The following is a 16,330-nucleotide window of genomic DNA, read 5'->3' as shown; positions in this document are numbered from 1 at the left end:
ATACTTATTCAAAGCCTTATTCTCAATATTTGGTTTTTAGGTTTTCAATTTCGTACATTAGGGCCTTTCAAAATTGTGAATATTAGGATGGAGGGGTTGGATTGAATAACGAACTTAGATTTAGTATGGCTAAAATCAAGTACTATTACGATACGGAAACGTGTCGTTATGAAAGAGTAAAGACTTCAAACTTCGATATTTTTCTTAATGCTGTAGGTATACTTTTTTTATGCTCTATCTTCGGATTTGGGTTTTCATTAATCTATGACCGATACTTTCCTTCAGCAGAAGAACAACGTTTAGCGAATCAGGTAAAAGTCTATCAGGAAGCACTGGATAAGTTAGAAGGGGAAATGTCCTCTATCGACGAGATGATGACTGTGCTTCAAGAAAGAGACAATGACATCTACCGTGTGGTATTAGGTGCGGAGCCTATTGCTATGGAGGTAAGACGTGCCGGAACGGGAGGTAGTAAAAATCTTTTTGAAATGCTTGAGAATGGAGCAGTTCAGGAAGAGTCTATTGTTACGGTGGAGCAGAAGCTTAAAAACCTGAAGCGACAGATGTTTATACAAACTCAATCGTATGATGAAGTAGCTAAACGTGCCTTGGAAAAAGAAGACATGTTAGCATCTATGCCAGCGATTCAGCCAGTTGAAAACAAGAAGATGAAGCGATTAGCTTCTGGGTATGGTATGCGTATCCACCCTATATATAAGGTAAAGAAAATGCATAGAGGGATTGATTTCTCTGCTAAGAAAGGGACACCGATTTATGCGACAGGAAATGGAAAGGTTGTAAAAGCACGTAAATCCAACAGAGGTTACGGATGGCATATTACAATTGATCATAAATACGGTTATCAAACACTTTATGCTCATATGTCCAAGTTTGATGTAAAGGTCGGTGAGGTCGTAAAAAGAGGTCAAAAAATTGGTGAAATTGGAAATACAGGTAGCTCTACAGCTCCTCACTTGCATTATGAAGTGCGCTACAAAAAGAGAGCGGTTAATCCAATCAAATATTTTACGAAAGATATTTCACCTGAACAGTATGCTATTCTTTTGGAAAGAGCTTCTAGAGAAACGCAATCACTGGGATATTCAGAATAAAAATAGAGATGAAATGTGAAGAGGGATACACCATTAAGGTGTATCCCTTTTTTTATGCTCTTCCATTACTTTCTTACAAAAAAAGTAATTTTTTTTTCGGGCGTGAAATACGCTGAACTCCTTGTTTCTCTACTCATTTTTCAAAAACCTCAATTATTGATTTTTTAAAAAATAACCTAATATTTTTATTGTTTTTAATAAATAATCGGAATAATGTTTTTAGTGTAAATATTAGTGCAATTTTTTTGAAAAAATCTTTTCCTAAATAAGAGTACAATTTATGGAGCTAAAAGTCTTATTGTCATAGGATTCATTGAGAATGAGAATAAACGTAGGAAGTACAATTTTATCTTGAAAACCTATTAAATGTCATTCAAATTCTTAGCTTTGCGTCCATTATTATAAAGATGTAATCCCTGCGGCCAAAGTACAAAGGGAGACTAGGTATTATATGTCACAAACTTAAAGTTATTATTGCCATGATTATCGGTGTACCTAAGGAAATCAAGAACAACGAAAACCGTGTAGCGTTGACGCCAGGCGGTGCTGAAACGTTGGTAAAAAGAGGACACGAAGTGTATGTACAAGCTACTGCTGGTGAAGGGAGTGGATTCTCTGATGAGGAGTATATTGCAGCAGGTGCTAAGATTCTTCCAACGATTGAGGAGACTTACGCGATCGCTGAAATGATCATGAAGGTGAAAGAACCAATTGAGCCGGAGTACAAGTTGATCAAGGAAGATCAATTGCTGTTCACTTACTTCCACTTTGCTTCTTACGAGCCTTTGACAAACGCAATGATTGAGCAGAAGCCAGTATGTTTGGCATATGAAACAGTGGAGAAAGTAGACAGAAGTCTTCCATTGTTGATTCCTATGTCTGAAGTAGCAGGTAGAATGGCTTCGCAGGAAGGTGCGAAATACCTAGAGAAACCATTTGGTGGAAGAGGTATTCTAATGGGAGGTGTACCAGGCGTTAAGCCAGCGAAAGTATTAGTACTTGGTGGTGGTATCGTAGGAACACAGGCTGCTAAGATGGCCGCAGGACTAGGAGCAGATGTAACGATGATGGATATCAGCTTGCCTCGTTTGAGACAACTGGATGATATCATGCCTGCCAACGTGAAAACGATGATGTCTTCAGAGTACAACATCAAGAATGAAATCAAAGATGTTGACTTGATTATTGGAGCAGTATTGATCCCAGGAGCAAAAGCACCTCACTTGATCACTAAGGATATGTTGAAAGACATGAGACCAGGTACGGTAATGGTAGACGTTGCGGTAGACCAAGGTGGATGTTTCGAAACAACAAAAGCAACGACACACGCAGAGCCTACGTATGAGATTGATGGCGTATTGCATTATTGCGTGGCTAACATGCCAGGTGCAGTACCTTATACATCAACTCTAGCGTTGACGAATGCAACACTTCCTTATGCGATTCAGTTGGCAGATAAAGGATGGGAAAAAGCTTGCGCTGAGAACGAAGAATTGAAGAAAGGTTTGAATATCATCAAAGGTGATGTGGTATACAAAGCGGTAGCAGATGCTTTCAACTTGGCATACAAACCTTTAGAAGAAGTAATGGGTGAGGCCATTGCATAAATAAACTTGGAAAGCCGATAGCAATATCGGCTTTTTTCTTATGAACAATGCATGTTTTACTTGAGGTCTCATATTGTATTATTTAAATGAATGAGTAATCTCTTGTATTTGATACATAAAAAATTGAAGATTTATTTGGATTTGTTATGTAAATGAATGTAAATTTGTTCAAGAACAAGATATGAAGTGTGATGTGATTTTTAGAAGTAATCTTTGAGATACTATTTTTTTACTACATCGTTTCTTGTTTAAAGAAATAGCTCCAATAGGAGCTTTTTTTATGGCATAGTAGAAGTGACCACAAAGGCGACTCTTCTATTCAAGGCCCTCCCTGCTGCATCCTCATTGCTCGCAATAGGTCTGCTTTCACCAAAACCTGCTACTTCAAGTCGACTTGGATCACAACCTCTTTTGCTAAGGTATCGTTTGACCGCTATAGCTCTTCTTTGTGATAGATCCATATTAAATTTAGCCGTATCAATATTGTCTGTATGTCCTTCAATTCGAAGTTTTATATTGGGATATTTGATTAGGTAGGTTAGGAGACGATTAAGGTCTTCATAGGAAGATCGTTCAATAATATCACTATTACTATGGAAATGAAGAGTCTTTAAGACCAAAGGAGGAGCATCCTCTTTTTTTAAGGACGTAAGTTCCATTTTATTTACTGTAATAGGGTTATCCTTGGTGTCTGTATAAATCTTTACACTACTTCCAAAGAAGTCCTTATCTTCTGCATAGTAGGTATAACGCTGCTTGGGCTCCAATGGAATAGAAAATGAACCATCTGAATCGGTATAAATGATGTGTTTTTCTAAGCTATCTTGATCATGATCGAATCGTAAAGTGGTTTGTAGGCCACTGCCGTCATGAGTAACTACTCTTCCTTGTACCAGAACAACAGGCTCAGGACGTACTTCTTTAGGAATGTTGATTTGATAAATATCTTCAGATCCCCAGCCATCTTCCTTACGGTCAGAAACGACAAATGCTTGTTGGCCATCCATGGTAAAGTAGATAGCATCATCACCAATCGTGTTAATACTTAAGCCTAAGTTGACAGGCTCGCTCCAGGAGGTCCAGGAATCCATATCCAGACGTTTGGACATATAAATATCATACCCACCTAGGCCATAGTGACCATCGGAACAGAAGTATAGGGTTTTCATGTCCGGATGTAGGTAAGGTTTTTTTTCTGCAAAAGGCGTATTGATGATTTCCCCTAGATTAATAGGCGTTTCCCAATCACCCTCCTCATTTTTGACGGATACATACAGGTCGGTGTTAAATTCTCCAGCTCCATGAAAATACAGTGACTGTGCATAATTAGGATTATAAGAAGGGTTGTCTTCGGGGCGATCAGAACAGAATAATACAGCTTGCTTATCGGCTGTCATGAACAGTCCTGCTTCATAATGCGGAGTGTTTACAGGGTACGGAAAAGGGTATACTTTTCCCCATTGTCCACTAGAGTCTACCTCTGTATAGTAAAAGTCTCCTTTACCAAGTGGTACGCCACTTTGACGAATATATTGGAATCGGGATGATTGATTGTAATTGCCATACAGAAAAAGCTTTCTGTTATCTGCACTTATTCCTGTAGGAATTTCATGGGAGGCAGTATTGACTCTGTCAGAGAGTTTTTTTGCAACAGTCCACTGCCCTTTACTATTTTTTTCTGAGTAGAAAACATCCTCTCCTGTGTCAGGTGACAAACGAGCAAAATAGAGAGATTTACCATCCATGGAGGCAATTGGCTCAAAGTCTTTCAAAGGACTATTCACCTTTGTACCTATATTAATTAACTCTCTTTTGGTGGAGGTGCTTCCTAGTAAAGTAATTGTTTGGTCGAAGAGTGTTCTTTGTGTAGGAAATAACTCTTTATAATTATTATAGATCTCAATAGCCTTAGTGTAATCTGCTTTAGCAATATGATGAGCCGCAAGCTTTCGAAGTGCGACAAATGCCATATCGGATGGAGCCATTGTGGTAATAAATTCTTCATATAAGGATAGATTTTCATTGTAACACCCTCTGTCGTGAATATTGAGTTGACAGAGAAGCTCTAGAACTGAAAGTCCATATTTGTTACCTAGCTCTTGTAGCTTTTGGTAGGTAAGGTCTTTTCTTGGGGAGTCGAAGTAAAACGCTTGACTATAGTAATCCTTAAATAAGTTTTTTAGATCTTTTTCCTCAAAAAAGTAAAGTACTTCCTCACAATATCGTTCATACATTTTTCCACTTCTATCTCCATATTGACGAATAGAACGTAACTGTGTATACTCCCCTAACATTTCCTGAGCCATTTGTTTCATTTTTAGCTTATAAGGGGAAGAGGAAAAGTTATTTTGAAATAGTCGACAAGCTTTGATAAAGCTTTCTCGTAAGGTAGCCAACGTATCGGCATCTTGAGTGAGGTTATAATAGCCTGTTTTACCTAGTGTCTTTGTATTGAAGCGATAAGGAACCTGATGTAGCGTTTCAAAGGCTTCTTTTTCGATGATATAAGGAAGTTGGTATAAGATACTGCGATCTGATATACCTGTTTTTTCTAAGGTTTTACTTCTGCTGTCAGGGGTGGCCTCTTGAAAATATTTTATGGATAACTCACTGTGTTTTTGAGCCTGATATAATAGTGATAATATTGGGTGTATATCAAGGTAATAGCGTTGAGGAAGACTTTCTTTTAATGTGCTTTGTGCTTGCCCTAGCAGGGTTTCTGCATAGTAATATTGGAGAAGGAAACTGCTTTCATCCTGTGTCAGGCTTTTTTCTAATAGCTCTAGTGCCTGAGTATAGTTTTTTGCTTCTAATGCTTCTTGTACTTCCTTGCTTAATGGTGCGTCTTGTGCTCTAGTGATAGCAGGGAACAAGTAGATGATTAAGAGCAAGGGTAAGAAGTTCGCTTTGATATAGATACGCATCAAGTAGGAGGTTGATGATTTGGGTAAATATTTATTGAAAATCTCCTAAATAATCTTCAAATAATTGCTTATTTGTAATGGGAGTAATAAATAAAAGATAATAGCCATTTTTTGCCAAAAACATAAGGGATATCACATTTTTCCAAGGGACCTTTTGGTTAAGGCTGTGACAAACTATTGTCTGTGCTATTTCAATCTACTAAAACCTACACAAACAATGCTAACACAAAAACGCTCAACCCTTTTTTTTGTTTTATGCTTATCACTTCTTATTCAGGCTTGCTCCTCCAATAAGAGTAATGTAAATATTACCTACAAAAACTTTCAGGAAGAAATTGAGCTGAAGCAAAACATCACCATGGTATTTGACCGGGATATGGTCAACCCTGTTCAGGTAAATCATTGGTATGAACAACCAGTGTTGGAAATTACTCCTAAAGTGGCAGGGAAATTTAGGTGGAAGTCTACGAAAACCTTAGAGTTTTCTCCAGAAAATGGCTTTGCTCCTAGTACCTCTTACACGATGAACTTTACAGAGGACTTCTATGAAATGCTTCTGGATCAGCCCAAGATTACAGAGGAAAAATTTACTTTTCATACCCCTTCCCTACAATTAGAGCGTACCGATACATTTTGGCAAGTAGGGCAACAAGGAGAGCCAGAAATTCGTCTGACGTTAAACTTCAATTATGAAGTAGTTCCTACCGAAATAGCCTCTAAACTGAAAGTGACTTCAGAAGGAAAAGAGACATCATTTGCCATGAGTACGACGGTGCCAGCAAAGCAAATACAACTGGCGCTGAAAGGGAGTGATCTTACTCAAAAATCAGCCTTAAAGATACAGGTACAAGAAGGATTGTCTATTGCGAATACAAAGATGAAAGCAAAAGAACTATCCTATGATACCAAAGTCCCTTCCAGAGAGAAATTTAAAATTGTACGAGCTGAGACTAGTATTCACGCAGGAAAGCCTTCCATTTATATATATACCAATCAGGGGGTAAGTACACAGCAGATAGAGCGATATATTAACCTATCTCCCACGATTGATATAGAAGTAGAAAAAACAGATTTTGGATTTATTCTTAAAGGTGCTTTTCAGACAGGACAACAGTATTATTTGACAATTGAGAAGGCTTTGAAAGGAGTATTCAATGAGGAGCTTGACTTTGAGTTCACGCAGAATATTCTGTTCGGAAGAGTAGATCCGGCGATAAGGTTCAATGAAAAGAAAGCCCAATACCTCTCAAAAGCCGGAACAAAGAAGGTTGGGATCAAAATTGTCAATGTTCCTGAGGTGGAGGTGACATTGCATAAAATATACAGAAACAATATCCTGGCTTATTTAAAGGATAATGGACTGTTATATGATAGAGGAGGTGATGACTATTATTACTATGGGTATGCAGATTTTTCCAAGTACGGAGATATGGTTTTTGAGAATACCCTTTCGACAACTTCTTTGGAGCAGTCAAATGGCTCTTATTTGATTGATTTGGGAATCTCCGACCAAACGTTGTTTGATGGAATTTATGTCCTTACGGTAAGAAGTACAGATCAGCGTTATGTCAAAGATCAGAAGGTGATCTCTATGTCTGATATTGGATTAATTACCAAGAAGGGGAAAGATAATATTACTGTTTTTACGAACTCCATTCTAAAAGGAGAGACGCTATCCGATGTAGAAATTACGCTAGTAAGTAGTAACAATCAGGAAGTTTATACTGTAAAAACGGATAATAAAGGGGTAGCAGTATTTGATAATGTAAGACAAAAAGCCCCTGGATTTACAGTGGAGATGCTAGTAGCCTCTAAAGGGGATGACTTCAATTATCTTCACTTTTCACAAACAGTGGTTAATCATAGTCGTGAGGATATTGGTGGCATAAGTTATAATGCTACAGGAATGATGGCCTTTTTATACGGAGATAGAAACCTATATCGTCCGGGAGAAAAGGTTTACTTGAAAGGGATCGTAAGAAATAAAGATTGGACAGCCGCCAAGAGCTTTCCAGTAAAACTAAAAGTATATACCCCAGAAGGAAGCCGCTTGATTGCAGAACAAACTTCGTTGAATGAAGAAGGAACCTTTGAGACCTCTTTTACGCTTCCTGCGGCAGCCTTGACAGGAAGTTATAATGTGGAGCTATATACTACCAACAATATTTTATTGGGGAACTATCAGGTGAGTGTAGAGGAGTTTATGCCTGATCGTATTAAGGTAAATGTCCAATTGGATAAAGAAACCGTGAATGCAGGGGATGAGGTGGTGTTAAGCGCACAAGCGTTGAATATGTTTGGCCCTCCAGCACCAGGACGTAAGTATGAGACTACTTTCCAAATTGTTAAAAAAGGAGTTCAGCCTAAAGGGTTGGATGAATATGATTTTTCTCTGTATGGAATGGATAATATTTCTTTTGAGGAAGTGATTGTGGAGGGAACTACCGGAGAGGAAGGACAATTTCAAGAAAGCTATTTTATTCCAGAAGCATATCATCACCGAGGACTTTTGGAAGGAAGGGTTTATACTACCGTGTTTGATGAGAATGGACGTCCTGTGCATCGATTGAGTAAGGTAGATATTCTTACTCAAGAGGCATTTATAGGGGTGCATGAGATGGAGCACTATATTAAGTCCAAAAGTGCAGTACAATTGCCATTAGCAGCCGTAAGTCATGAAGGAAAGTTATTGAAAGGAGTTAATGCAAAGGTTGAGCTTGTTAAACTGAACTGGCAGTCGGTATTGGAAAAAAATGATTATGGAAGGTATCGTTATGTTTCCAGAAAAAGAGAACAGGTACTGGAGAGTGCTGAAATCACCTTGAATGGAAAATCTACCACGTATTCATTTATTCCTGAGCAGTCAGGAGAATATGAAGTAAGGGTATACCTTCCGGGAGCAAAATCTTATACGAGAAGATGGTTCTATGCATATGCTTGGGGTGCTTCGGCCAACGCTTCTTTTGAGGTGGATAAGGATGGAGATGTTTTGGTGAAATCAGATAAAGAGCAATATGAGGTCGGAGAAACGGCAAAAGTACTCCTGAACGCTCCTTTTGCGGGAAAGATGTTAGTGACTATAGAAAAGGATGAATTACTGGATTACTTCTTTGTAGAGGCGGATGAGAAGTCTGCTATGATAGAAATACCAATGAAAGAAGAGTATATGCCTAATGCTTATGTGACGGCTACTTTGATTAAGCCATTGGAAGATGATCGTATTCCATTGACCGTAGCACATGGTGTAGCTTCTTTGTCTGTAGTGAAAGCATCCAATCGTATTGCATTGGATATTGATGTTCCTGAAAGAAGTCGATCGAATACGAAACAGGAGATTATAATTACTTCTGAACTAGAGGAAGAGGATATAGAAGTAACTGTAGCGGTAGTAGATGAAGGTATATTGCAAATTAAGAATTATCAGACACCCGATCCATTTGAGTTCTTCTTCCAGAAGCAATCCCTACAAGTAGACTCTTATGATCTATATCCAAGACTTCTGCCAAATATGAAACCACAAGCCAATCGTTTTGGTGCTGGGGCTTTTGATATGGAGCGAAGGGTGAACCCACTGACCAATCAGCGCGTAAGGCTATTATCTTATTGGAGTGGTACCTTAAAAACGGATAGTGATGGAGAAGTAAGGTATACGGTCGATATTCCTGAGTTTTCTGGAAGCTTGAGAGTGATGGCCGTGGCGACCAAGGCAGATGCATTTGGTAGTAGCAGCAAGAATATAAAAGTGGCAGATCCATTAGTCGTGAGTACAGCCTTACCAAGGTTTATGAGTCCTGAAGATCAATTGAAGGCACCAATTACCTTGACCAATACAACGGACGAAGAGATGGAAGTGAGCTTGAAGCTGAAAACAGATGGTGTGCTACACAGCGAGGGGCTTTCGAGTAATCGTATTCGTATTCCATCTAATAGTGAGAAACAAGTACTGTTTGAGTTGGGAGCCAAAAAGATGATTGGGGCTTCTAAGGTGACAGTAACTGCAGAAGCTGGAGGTGAAGTTTTTAAGAGTGAAACAGACCTTACCGTAAGACCTATTACTTCTTTGGTAAAGGAAAGTGGTCATGGTAAGTTGGTAGCAGGCAATAAGGTTGAGCTGGATTTGAAAAAGGATTATTTAAAACCTAGAGGAAGACTGTTAGTAAGTAAATCTCCTGTTATAACCTTTGCAGAACACTTGGACGAACTGTTACGCTATCCGCATGGGTGTGTGGAGCAAACGGTTTCAGCAGTATTTCCTCAGTTGTACTTTTCGGATTTATCGAATGCTCTAAATCAAGAGACCAATAGCCAGGAAGCAGCATTTAATGTGAGAGAAGCGATTAAGAAACTCTACACGATGCAGATGTATAATGGAGGTTTGTCATACTGGCAAGGAGGTAGTTATGAGAGTTGGTGGGGAAGTGTGTATGCAGCTCATTTTATGCAGGAAGCTGATAAGGCTGGATTTACGGTAGATAAGGTTTTTATGGATAAATTGTATAGCTATTTGAACCAGCGATTAGGGCAGCGTATGACTGCAGATCATTACTACTATAATGTTTCAGGAGAGTTGAAGAGTAGAGAAATCGCAAGAAGGGAAGTGTTTTATTCTTTGTACGTATTGGCGCAGGCAGGGAAAAAATCAATTTCAACGATGAACTATTACAAAGAGCACCCTGACTTACTAACAACTGATGCACAGTATATGCTGGCTTGTACCTATCAATTAATTGGAGATCAAGCTTCATTCCGACAATTATTACCTCCAAGTTTTGGGTCGGAAAAGTCTCGTAAAGAATTCGGAGGAAGTTTTGCTTCTCATGTTCGAGATCAGGCAATTGCGCTTAATGTATTGATGGAGACTAATCCGGAGCATATGCAAGTAGGTGTATTGGCAGAAAGCTTGAGTAAAGCAGTGAAGGAGGAAAGGCACTTATCAACACAAGAGCAAGCGTTCTCTTTCCTTGCTTTAGGAAAACTTTCTAAAAAAACTAATGCTATGCCAGTGAAGGGTGAGATCTTGGTGGATGGCAAAAAGGTAAGTACCTATGAGGAAGGTATTGTGACCCTAACCAAGGAAATTATTTCTGAAAAGGTAAGTATTGAAGCTGAGGGAAGTGGAGATCTTTATTATTTCTGGGAATTGGATGGGTTGAGTGCAACAGGAGAAGTGGAGGAAGAAGACAAGCATCTAAAGGTGAGAAGGACTTTTCTAGATCGTTATGGAAGAGAGATTGAAAATAATAAGGTGCAGCAGAATGACTTGGTAGTCGTGAAGATTACGCTGGAATCTGATGGACGTTCGGTAGAGAATGTGGTGGTGACAGATATGCTTCCTGCAGGTTTTGAGGTAGAAAACCCTCGTATTGGAGAGTTGCCAGGTATCTCTTGGGCTAAAGGAAATACAGCAGAACATACGGACTTTAGAGATGATAGAGTACATTTCTTTACGACAGCTACGGCTAAACAAAAGACTTTTTATTATATGGTAAGGGCGGTCTCTTCCGGGACCTTCAGTTTAGGGCCTGTAAGTGCGGATGCCATGTATGATGGAAGTTATCATTCTTATCACGGGACTGGAACCGTAGTAGTGAATCGCTAGTGGACTGAACGCCAAGTAAACTTATAGTTAAGTGCTACTTTTAAGGAGTTTAAGGAAGAAGGATGAAGGATTATTATCCATAGGTTCCTAGTCCTTTATCCTTCATCCTTTTTCCTCATAGGTTTATTATGCGGAATTAATATGGTATTTTGCAAAGGGTTTTTAGTATATAAAGCCTATTGTTAGAATAGTAATTGATTATGAGGCAGGATTATGGGAAGATGGTATATAATAATACTGCTATTGGGAGGGGTGCTGAAACCTTTGCAAGCACAGGAGCAATACCATTTGAAACTCAATATAGAGGAAGGTGAACCGAGGGTTTTTCGGGATAACGAAAATTTTTCAGAAAAATCACAACTCACACAAAAGGTTGAGGATATTGTGCAGCAGTTACATTTTCAAGGATATTATCTTGGAGCGGTAGATAGTATTTATTGGGAAGAGGATACTTTGTGTGCCTTTATATATCGAGGGCCTAAGTTTGATGGAATAGATCTGTCTTTTCAGGAGGAACATAGAGAGCGTCTTTATACTTTGGGAGTAAAAGAAGGAAAACGATCTCTGCAAAGCTGGGAAGAGTCAGAAAGCTCTATTATCAAGCAGTTGTCAGAAGAAGGGTATTTAGAGCCAAAAGTGACCTTACAGTATCTTGGTGTAGATAACAATTTTTTAAAAGGAAAGCTGTCTTTAGAAGAAGGAACTGTTTTTTATTGGGATTCCCTGGAGGTTTTGAGTCAAGGGAAAATAGGTGTTCGTAAAGACTTTTTTCACCGTCTCATTCAATTTGAATCAGGAACAATTTATACACCCAAGCAGGAGCAGTATATTGTAGATCGCTTGCGTTCTCAGCCTTATCTTGCATTTACAGGGGAAGCAGGTATATATACAGATCAAGGTAGGGTAGTTATGCAACTACCATTAAAAAAACGACGAAATAATACCTTTGAAGGGATCATCGGGCTAGATAATGAGGGAGGAGATTTTCGCTTTAATGGACAGTTAGACATTGTAATGAATAACTTGTTTGGTAGTGGTAAACAAGTTGATTTATTCTGGAAAGGTATACCTGGCAATCGACAACAACTTAACTTTAGTTATAGTCATCCTGCTATTTTAGGGACAAAGCTAGATGTGGGACTTTCTTTTTTGATGCAAAAAGAAGATTCCACTTTTCTGAATCTCAGAAGAGGATTGTCCTTGTCAAAGGGAACGGATTATGGAGGGAAGTGGACATTAGCAATGGATTGGAGGTCAAGTATGACGTTCGCTACTCATGAGGAAGAATTAGCGAATATTCAGTCAGTTCTTTTAGGTGTTGGTTGGGCGAAAAGACGTTTAGATGATTTATTGTTTCCTCGCAGTGGATTGGAGTATCAATTACTATTATCGGTAGGACAACGAGGGATAGATAATACACTTCAAACCGAGCAGGAAGGAGTAGGACAATTAGAGTGGGATAGTGATTTTGCATTTTATTCTCCTATAGGACGTCATTTTGTTTGGAATATTTCTAGTAGAGCATATTATTTGCATGCACCAACCCTGTACAAAAATGAATTGAGACCTTTGGGAGGGATAAATACTTTCAGAGGATTTGAAGAGCAGGCCTTCTATACTTCAGCCTATGGTATATTGGGAAATGAGTTACGATTTCTCATGGATAAGTATTCTTATCTTTTTCTGTTTACAGAAATGGGATGGATACAAGAACAGTTCCAAGGGGAAATATCTAGACAATGGCCTTATAGTATTGGAGGGGGGCTTAGTCTCCGTGTCAAGTCTGGAAAGCTGGATTTGGTATATGCTATGGGAGTAAGGCAGGGAGAGTCTCTAGAATGGAGGAATGCCAAATTACATATTAGGTATACGAGTGTTTTTTAGAATAATAATAATTAGAGTCAATGGTATTTATAAGTGCATCGATCAGGCAACACATCGTATTTTTTTTGAGTTTTCTGGGAATGTTGTTGGCTTTTGGGCAAACCATGGGACAGGAACAAAAACAGAATATTATTCACTCTCTGAATGATGATTGGTTGGTGTATGATAACTCTTCAGAGGGTTTTGTGCCTTTTATAGAAGAGATACATGAAGGAGTGATGAATCACTATCTTTTCTTTGATGCTTCACCTTATCGAAAATATAAGCTGCGCCTTCGATTTGCAGGAGAAAGCAGTGTATTTGTGAATAATAAGCTTTTTTATAAGTCTCCTGTCAAAAACTCAGAAGTATTGCTTTTGGGACTAGATTCATTATTGGAGGCAGAAGGGAAAGGAACATTACTTCTAACATTTTACAATGAAAAGTCAACTAAGGAACACCCTAGAGCTGCCATTGTGAAAAGGGCTTTGGATAAACCCTTGGTGGAACAGTTTGAGGCTTCTTACTTTGAGGCTAATCAAAGAAGAGAAGGTATGTTGGGACATCATATATTATTGGTTGATGTACTCATATTGCTTTTGTTGGCTTTAATTTCGAGGGGTTCTGGAGCATCCTTGGGAAGTGCCAACCTGATGAAGATTTCAAATGTTGTTTTTAGAGGAAGAGGAGATGTTGACAAGTTAACGACTTTGCAAGTAGGTGGTTTTTTATTATCCTTTGGATTGGTTGGAGGGATGATTCTTTACTTGCTTCTTGGTAATGAAGAGGTGTTAACAGAGGTTGATTTGTATACTTTTGGAAAAGCTTATCTCTCCTATTTTTCTATGGCAGTTATTTTGATGACCGCATGGCTCCTGTTAATTGCTATTCTTGGAAAAACGTACAACTTAAAACAAGTTACTTCTATTCACATTCAAGCGTTTATCGATATTTCTCAGGTTTTTCTGGTTGTAGTTCTGTTAATAGCAGGTATTTGGGTTTTCAAGTCTACGTTAATTACAGTGAAAGTGTTTACGGGAATTCTCTTCTTTTTCCTCTTGCTGAAGACAATTTTGGTGTTTATTGTGACCTCCAGACAAATATCATTTAGAAATAAATATTTATTTTCTTATTTTTGCGCCACAGAACTGTTGCCAACTTTGTTGGTAATGAAGATACTTTTATAAAGGTCATATCTGAACCGAAATTATCAATTAGCATGGCAAACAATACACAATCAGAGGATGTAACGGTTGAGAAGAGAGCAGTAAAATCCATACTAGTATCACAACCAGAACCCGCAAACCAGAACTCTCCCTACCACATGCTCGCTAAGAAGTATGACATAAAGGTAGATTTTCGCCCTTTCATTGAGGTACAGGCAGTGGATGTAAAGGATTTTAGACGACAAAAAGTAGATGTCCTAAAGCATACCGCTGTTATTTTTACAAGCAGAAATGCGATCGATCATTTTTTTAGGATCTGTAAGGAAATGAAAGTGGATGTGCCGGCCGATATGAAATACTTTTGTATTTCAGACCAGACAGCCAATTATCTACAAAAGTATATTGTTGTACGTAAGCGTAAGGTATTTACGGGGCTAAAAACGGCTAAGGACCTATTAGAGATTATCAAGAAGCATAAAAAGGAATCTTTCTTGTTCCCTTGCTCGGATATCCGAAAAGATGATATCCCTAGTTTTATGGAAGAGAACAAGTTGAACTTTACAGAGGCTATTATCTACAGAACAGTAGCGAGTGACTTATCTGATCTGAAAGATATTTATTATGATATGATCGCCTTCTTTAGTCCTTCAGGGATTAAGTCTTTATTCCATAACTTCCCAGACTTTAAGCAGAACAATACGCGTATTGCGGCTTTTGGTCCTACAACAGCTCAAGCTGTTAGAGATCATGGATTGCATTTAGATGTAGAAGCACCTCTTCCTAATGCACCATCGATGACGGGAGCTATCGAATTGTATATGAAGGAAAACAATTAAGGTAAGCGAAGAGTTTTGATTAAGGAGGCTGTACATATTCATATTGTACAGCCTTTTTTTGTTACTTTTTTTTGTATATTATTTTATAATATTAACCTCTCGCTAAAACTAATAACCACATATGAAAAAGCTTCTGAGTACTTCCATATTGCTGTTTTTCAATCTGTTGTTGTTTGCTCAACAGGATCCTCAGTTTAGCCATTACATGTTTAATCAGGCTTTTTATAACCCAGCAGCAGTAGGGTTAGATAGCCGTTCAATTGATGCAAGGGCCTTGTACCGAACACAATGGCTTGGTTATGATGCTGACTTCAGCAGTGGAGGAGCGCCAACTTCTCAGTTGCTTACCGTAGGACTTCCATTGGCTAAAATGAACGGAGGTATCGGGTTATCCTTTTTAAATGATAATCTAGGAGCAGTGAATAATCAGGAAATACAGCTTTCTTTTGCTTATCACATTTCATTTGGTAACTCTACGCTTTCTTTGGGGGCCAGAGGAGGGTTGTTTCATTATTATCTAGATTATAAAAAGTTGACGTTTGTAGATGATAATGATGTAATTAACCGAGAGAATGGATCTGTGAGCGAGTTGGTACCTGATTTTGCAGCAGGAATTTATTTCGACAGCCCTTCTTTATTCTTAAGTGCTTCCATGAATCACCTTCAGCAATCGACGTTTTCTTCAGGTGATGGAAATATTATGACTTTAAGAAGACATCTTACGGTAATGGGAGGTACAAATATTGATTTAGTAGAAGGAGTGACGATACAACCTTCAGTAATTATGAAGTCTGACTTCAATGCCTATTCTTTTGAAGGAAGTGTGTTGGCGATTATTAATAATAGTTTTTACGGAGGGGTAAATATGAGAGAAGTGGAAGCTTTGACAATTTTAGCAGGAGCTAATTTAACCAAAAGTAAAAACTTGACGTTGGGATATGCTTTCGATCTAACGTTGCAAAATAAAAGTGCTAAGTCAGCAACCTCTCATGAGTTGATGTTATCATATCGTTTTGGGATGTCGGATAAGACACCACCTAATACAGTGAGAACACCTAGGTTTAGATTTTAACATTGAGTATAGTCGTTAAAATGTAGGCATTTAGGTAGCGTTAAGGCTCTTTTTTAAACAGAATCTATTTTTTTTGATCAAAAAAATAGATTCTATTGAGATCCTTTATGTATATTTCATTGCTTTAACGCTAATTTTAAGATTATTACAG

The 16,330-nt window shown here is 38.3% G+C and carries 8 protein-coding genes; 7 read left to right on the top strand and 1 reads right to left on the bottom strand.

The window, feature by feature from the left end; all coding sequences use genetic code 11:
• Positions 1 to 125 precede the first annotated feature (125 nt).
• Both ABD985_RS08220 and ald read left to right on the top strand, forming a co-directional pair.
• Complete coding sequence (locus tag ABD985_RS08220; RefSeq protein ID WP_345370799.1) at positions 126 to 1,112, top strand: M23 family metallopeptidase; 987 nt, start codon at positions 126 to 128, stop codon at positions 1,110 to 1,112.
• 479 nt (positions 1,113 to 1,591) lie between these two features.
• On the top strand, positions 1,592 to 2,719 hold the full coding sequence (gene ald, locus ABD985_RS08215; protein ID WP_345370798.1) for an alanine dehydrogenase: 1,128 nt from the start codon (positions 1,592 to 1,594) through the stop codon (positions 2,717 to 2,719).
• Between the two features lie 278 nt (positions 2,720 to 2,997).
• On the opposite strand, the gene ABD985_RS08210 is transcribed toward ald, so the two are convergent.
• The gene (locus ABD985_RS08210; RefSeq protein ID WP_345370796.1) at positions 2,998 to 5,643 is read right to left on the bottom strand and encodes an OmpA family protein; all 2,646 of its coding nucleotides are present in this window, start codon (positions 5,641 to 5,643) and stop codon (positions 2,998 to 3,000) included.
• Positions 5,644 to 5,860: 217 nt separating this feature from the next.
• On the opposite strand from ABD985_RS08210, the gene ABD985_RS08205 reads away from it, so the two are divergent.
• The 5 genes from ABD985_RS08205 (at position 5,861) to ABD985_RS08185 (ending at position 16,179) form a co-directional block, all read left to right on the top strand.
• Positions 5,861 to 11,242, top strand: a complete 5,382-nt coding sequence (locus ABD985_RS08205; protein ID WP_345370794.1) for an alpha-2-macroglobulin family protein — start codon at positions 5,861 to 5,863, stop codon at positions 11,240 to 11,242.
• A 213-nt stretch (positions 11,243 to 11,455) separates the two neighbouring features.
• Positions 11,456 to 13,126, top strand: coding sequence for a BamA/TamA family outer membrane protein (locus ABD985_RS08200; protein WP_345370792.1), 1,671 nt, complete (start codon positions 11,456 to 11,458; stop codon positions 13,124 to 13,126).
• 20 nt (positions 13,127 to 13,146) lie between these two features.
• Positions 13,147 to 14,292 (top strand): DUF4271 domain-containing protein, encoded by a 1,146-nt coding sequence (locus tag ABD985_RS08195; protein ID WP_345370790.1) that lies wholly within the window; start codon positions 13,147 to 13,149, stop codon positions 14,290 to 14,292.
• Positions 14,293 to 14,324: 32 nt separating this feature from the next.
• Positions 14,325 to 15,107, top strand: a complete 783-nt coding sequence (locus tag ABD985_RS08190; RefSeq protein WP_345370788.1) for a uroporphyrinogen-III synthase — start codon at positions 14,325 to 14,327, stop codon at positions 15,105 to 15,107.
• A gap of 121 nt (positions 15,108 to 15,228) precedes the next feature.
• Positions 15,229 to 16,179, top strand: coding sequence for a PorP/SprF family type IX secretion system membrane protein (locus ABD985_RS08185; protein ID WP_345370786.1), 951 nt, complete (start codon positions 15,229 to 15,231; stop codon positions 16,177 to 16,179).
• Positions 16,180 to 16,330: the final 151 nt, after the last annotated feature.

Source organism: Algivirga pacifica, assembly GCF_039543525.1.
In the GTDB taxonomy this organism is placed as follows: Bacteria; Bacteroidota; Bacteroidia; order Cytophagales; family Flammeovirgaceae; genus Algivirga; species Algivirga pacifica.
The sequence above is the reverse complement of the archived record's forward strand: the minus strand, read 5'-3'. Positions and strand labels throughout refer to the sequence as shown.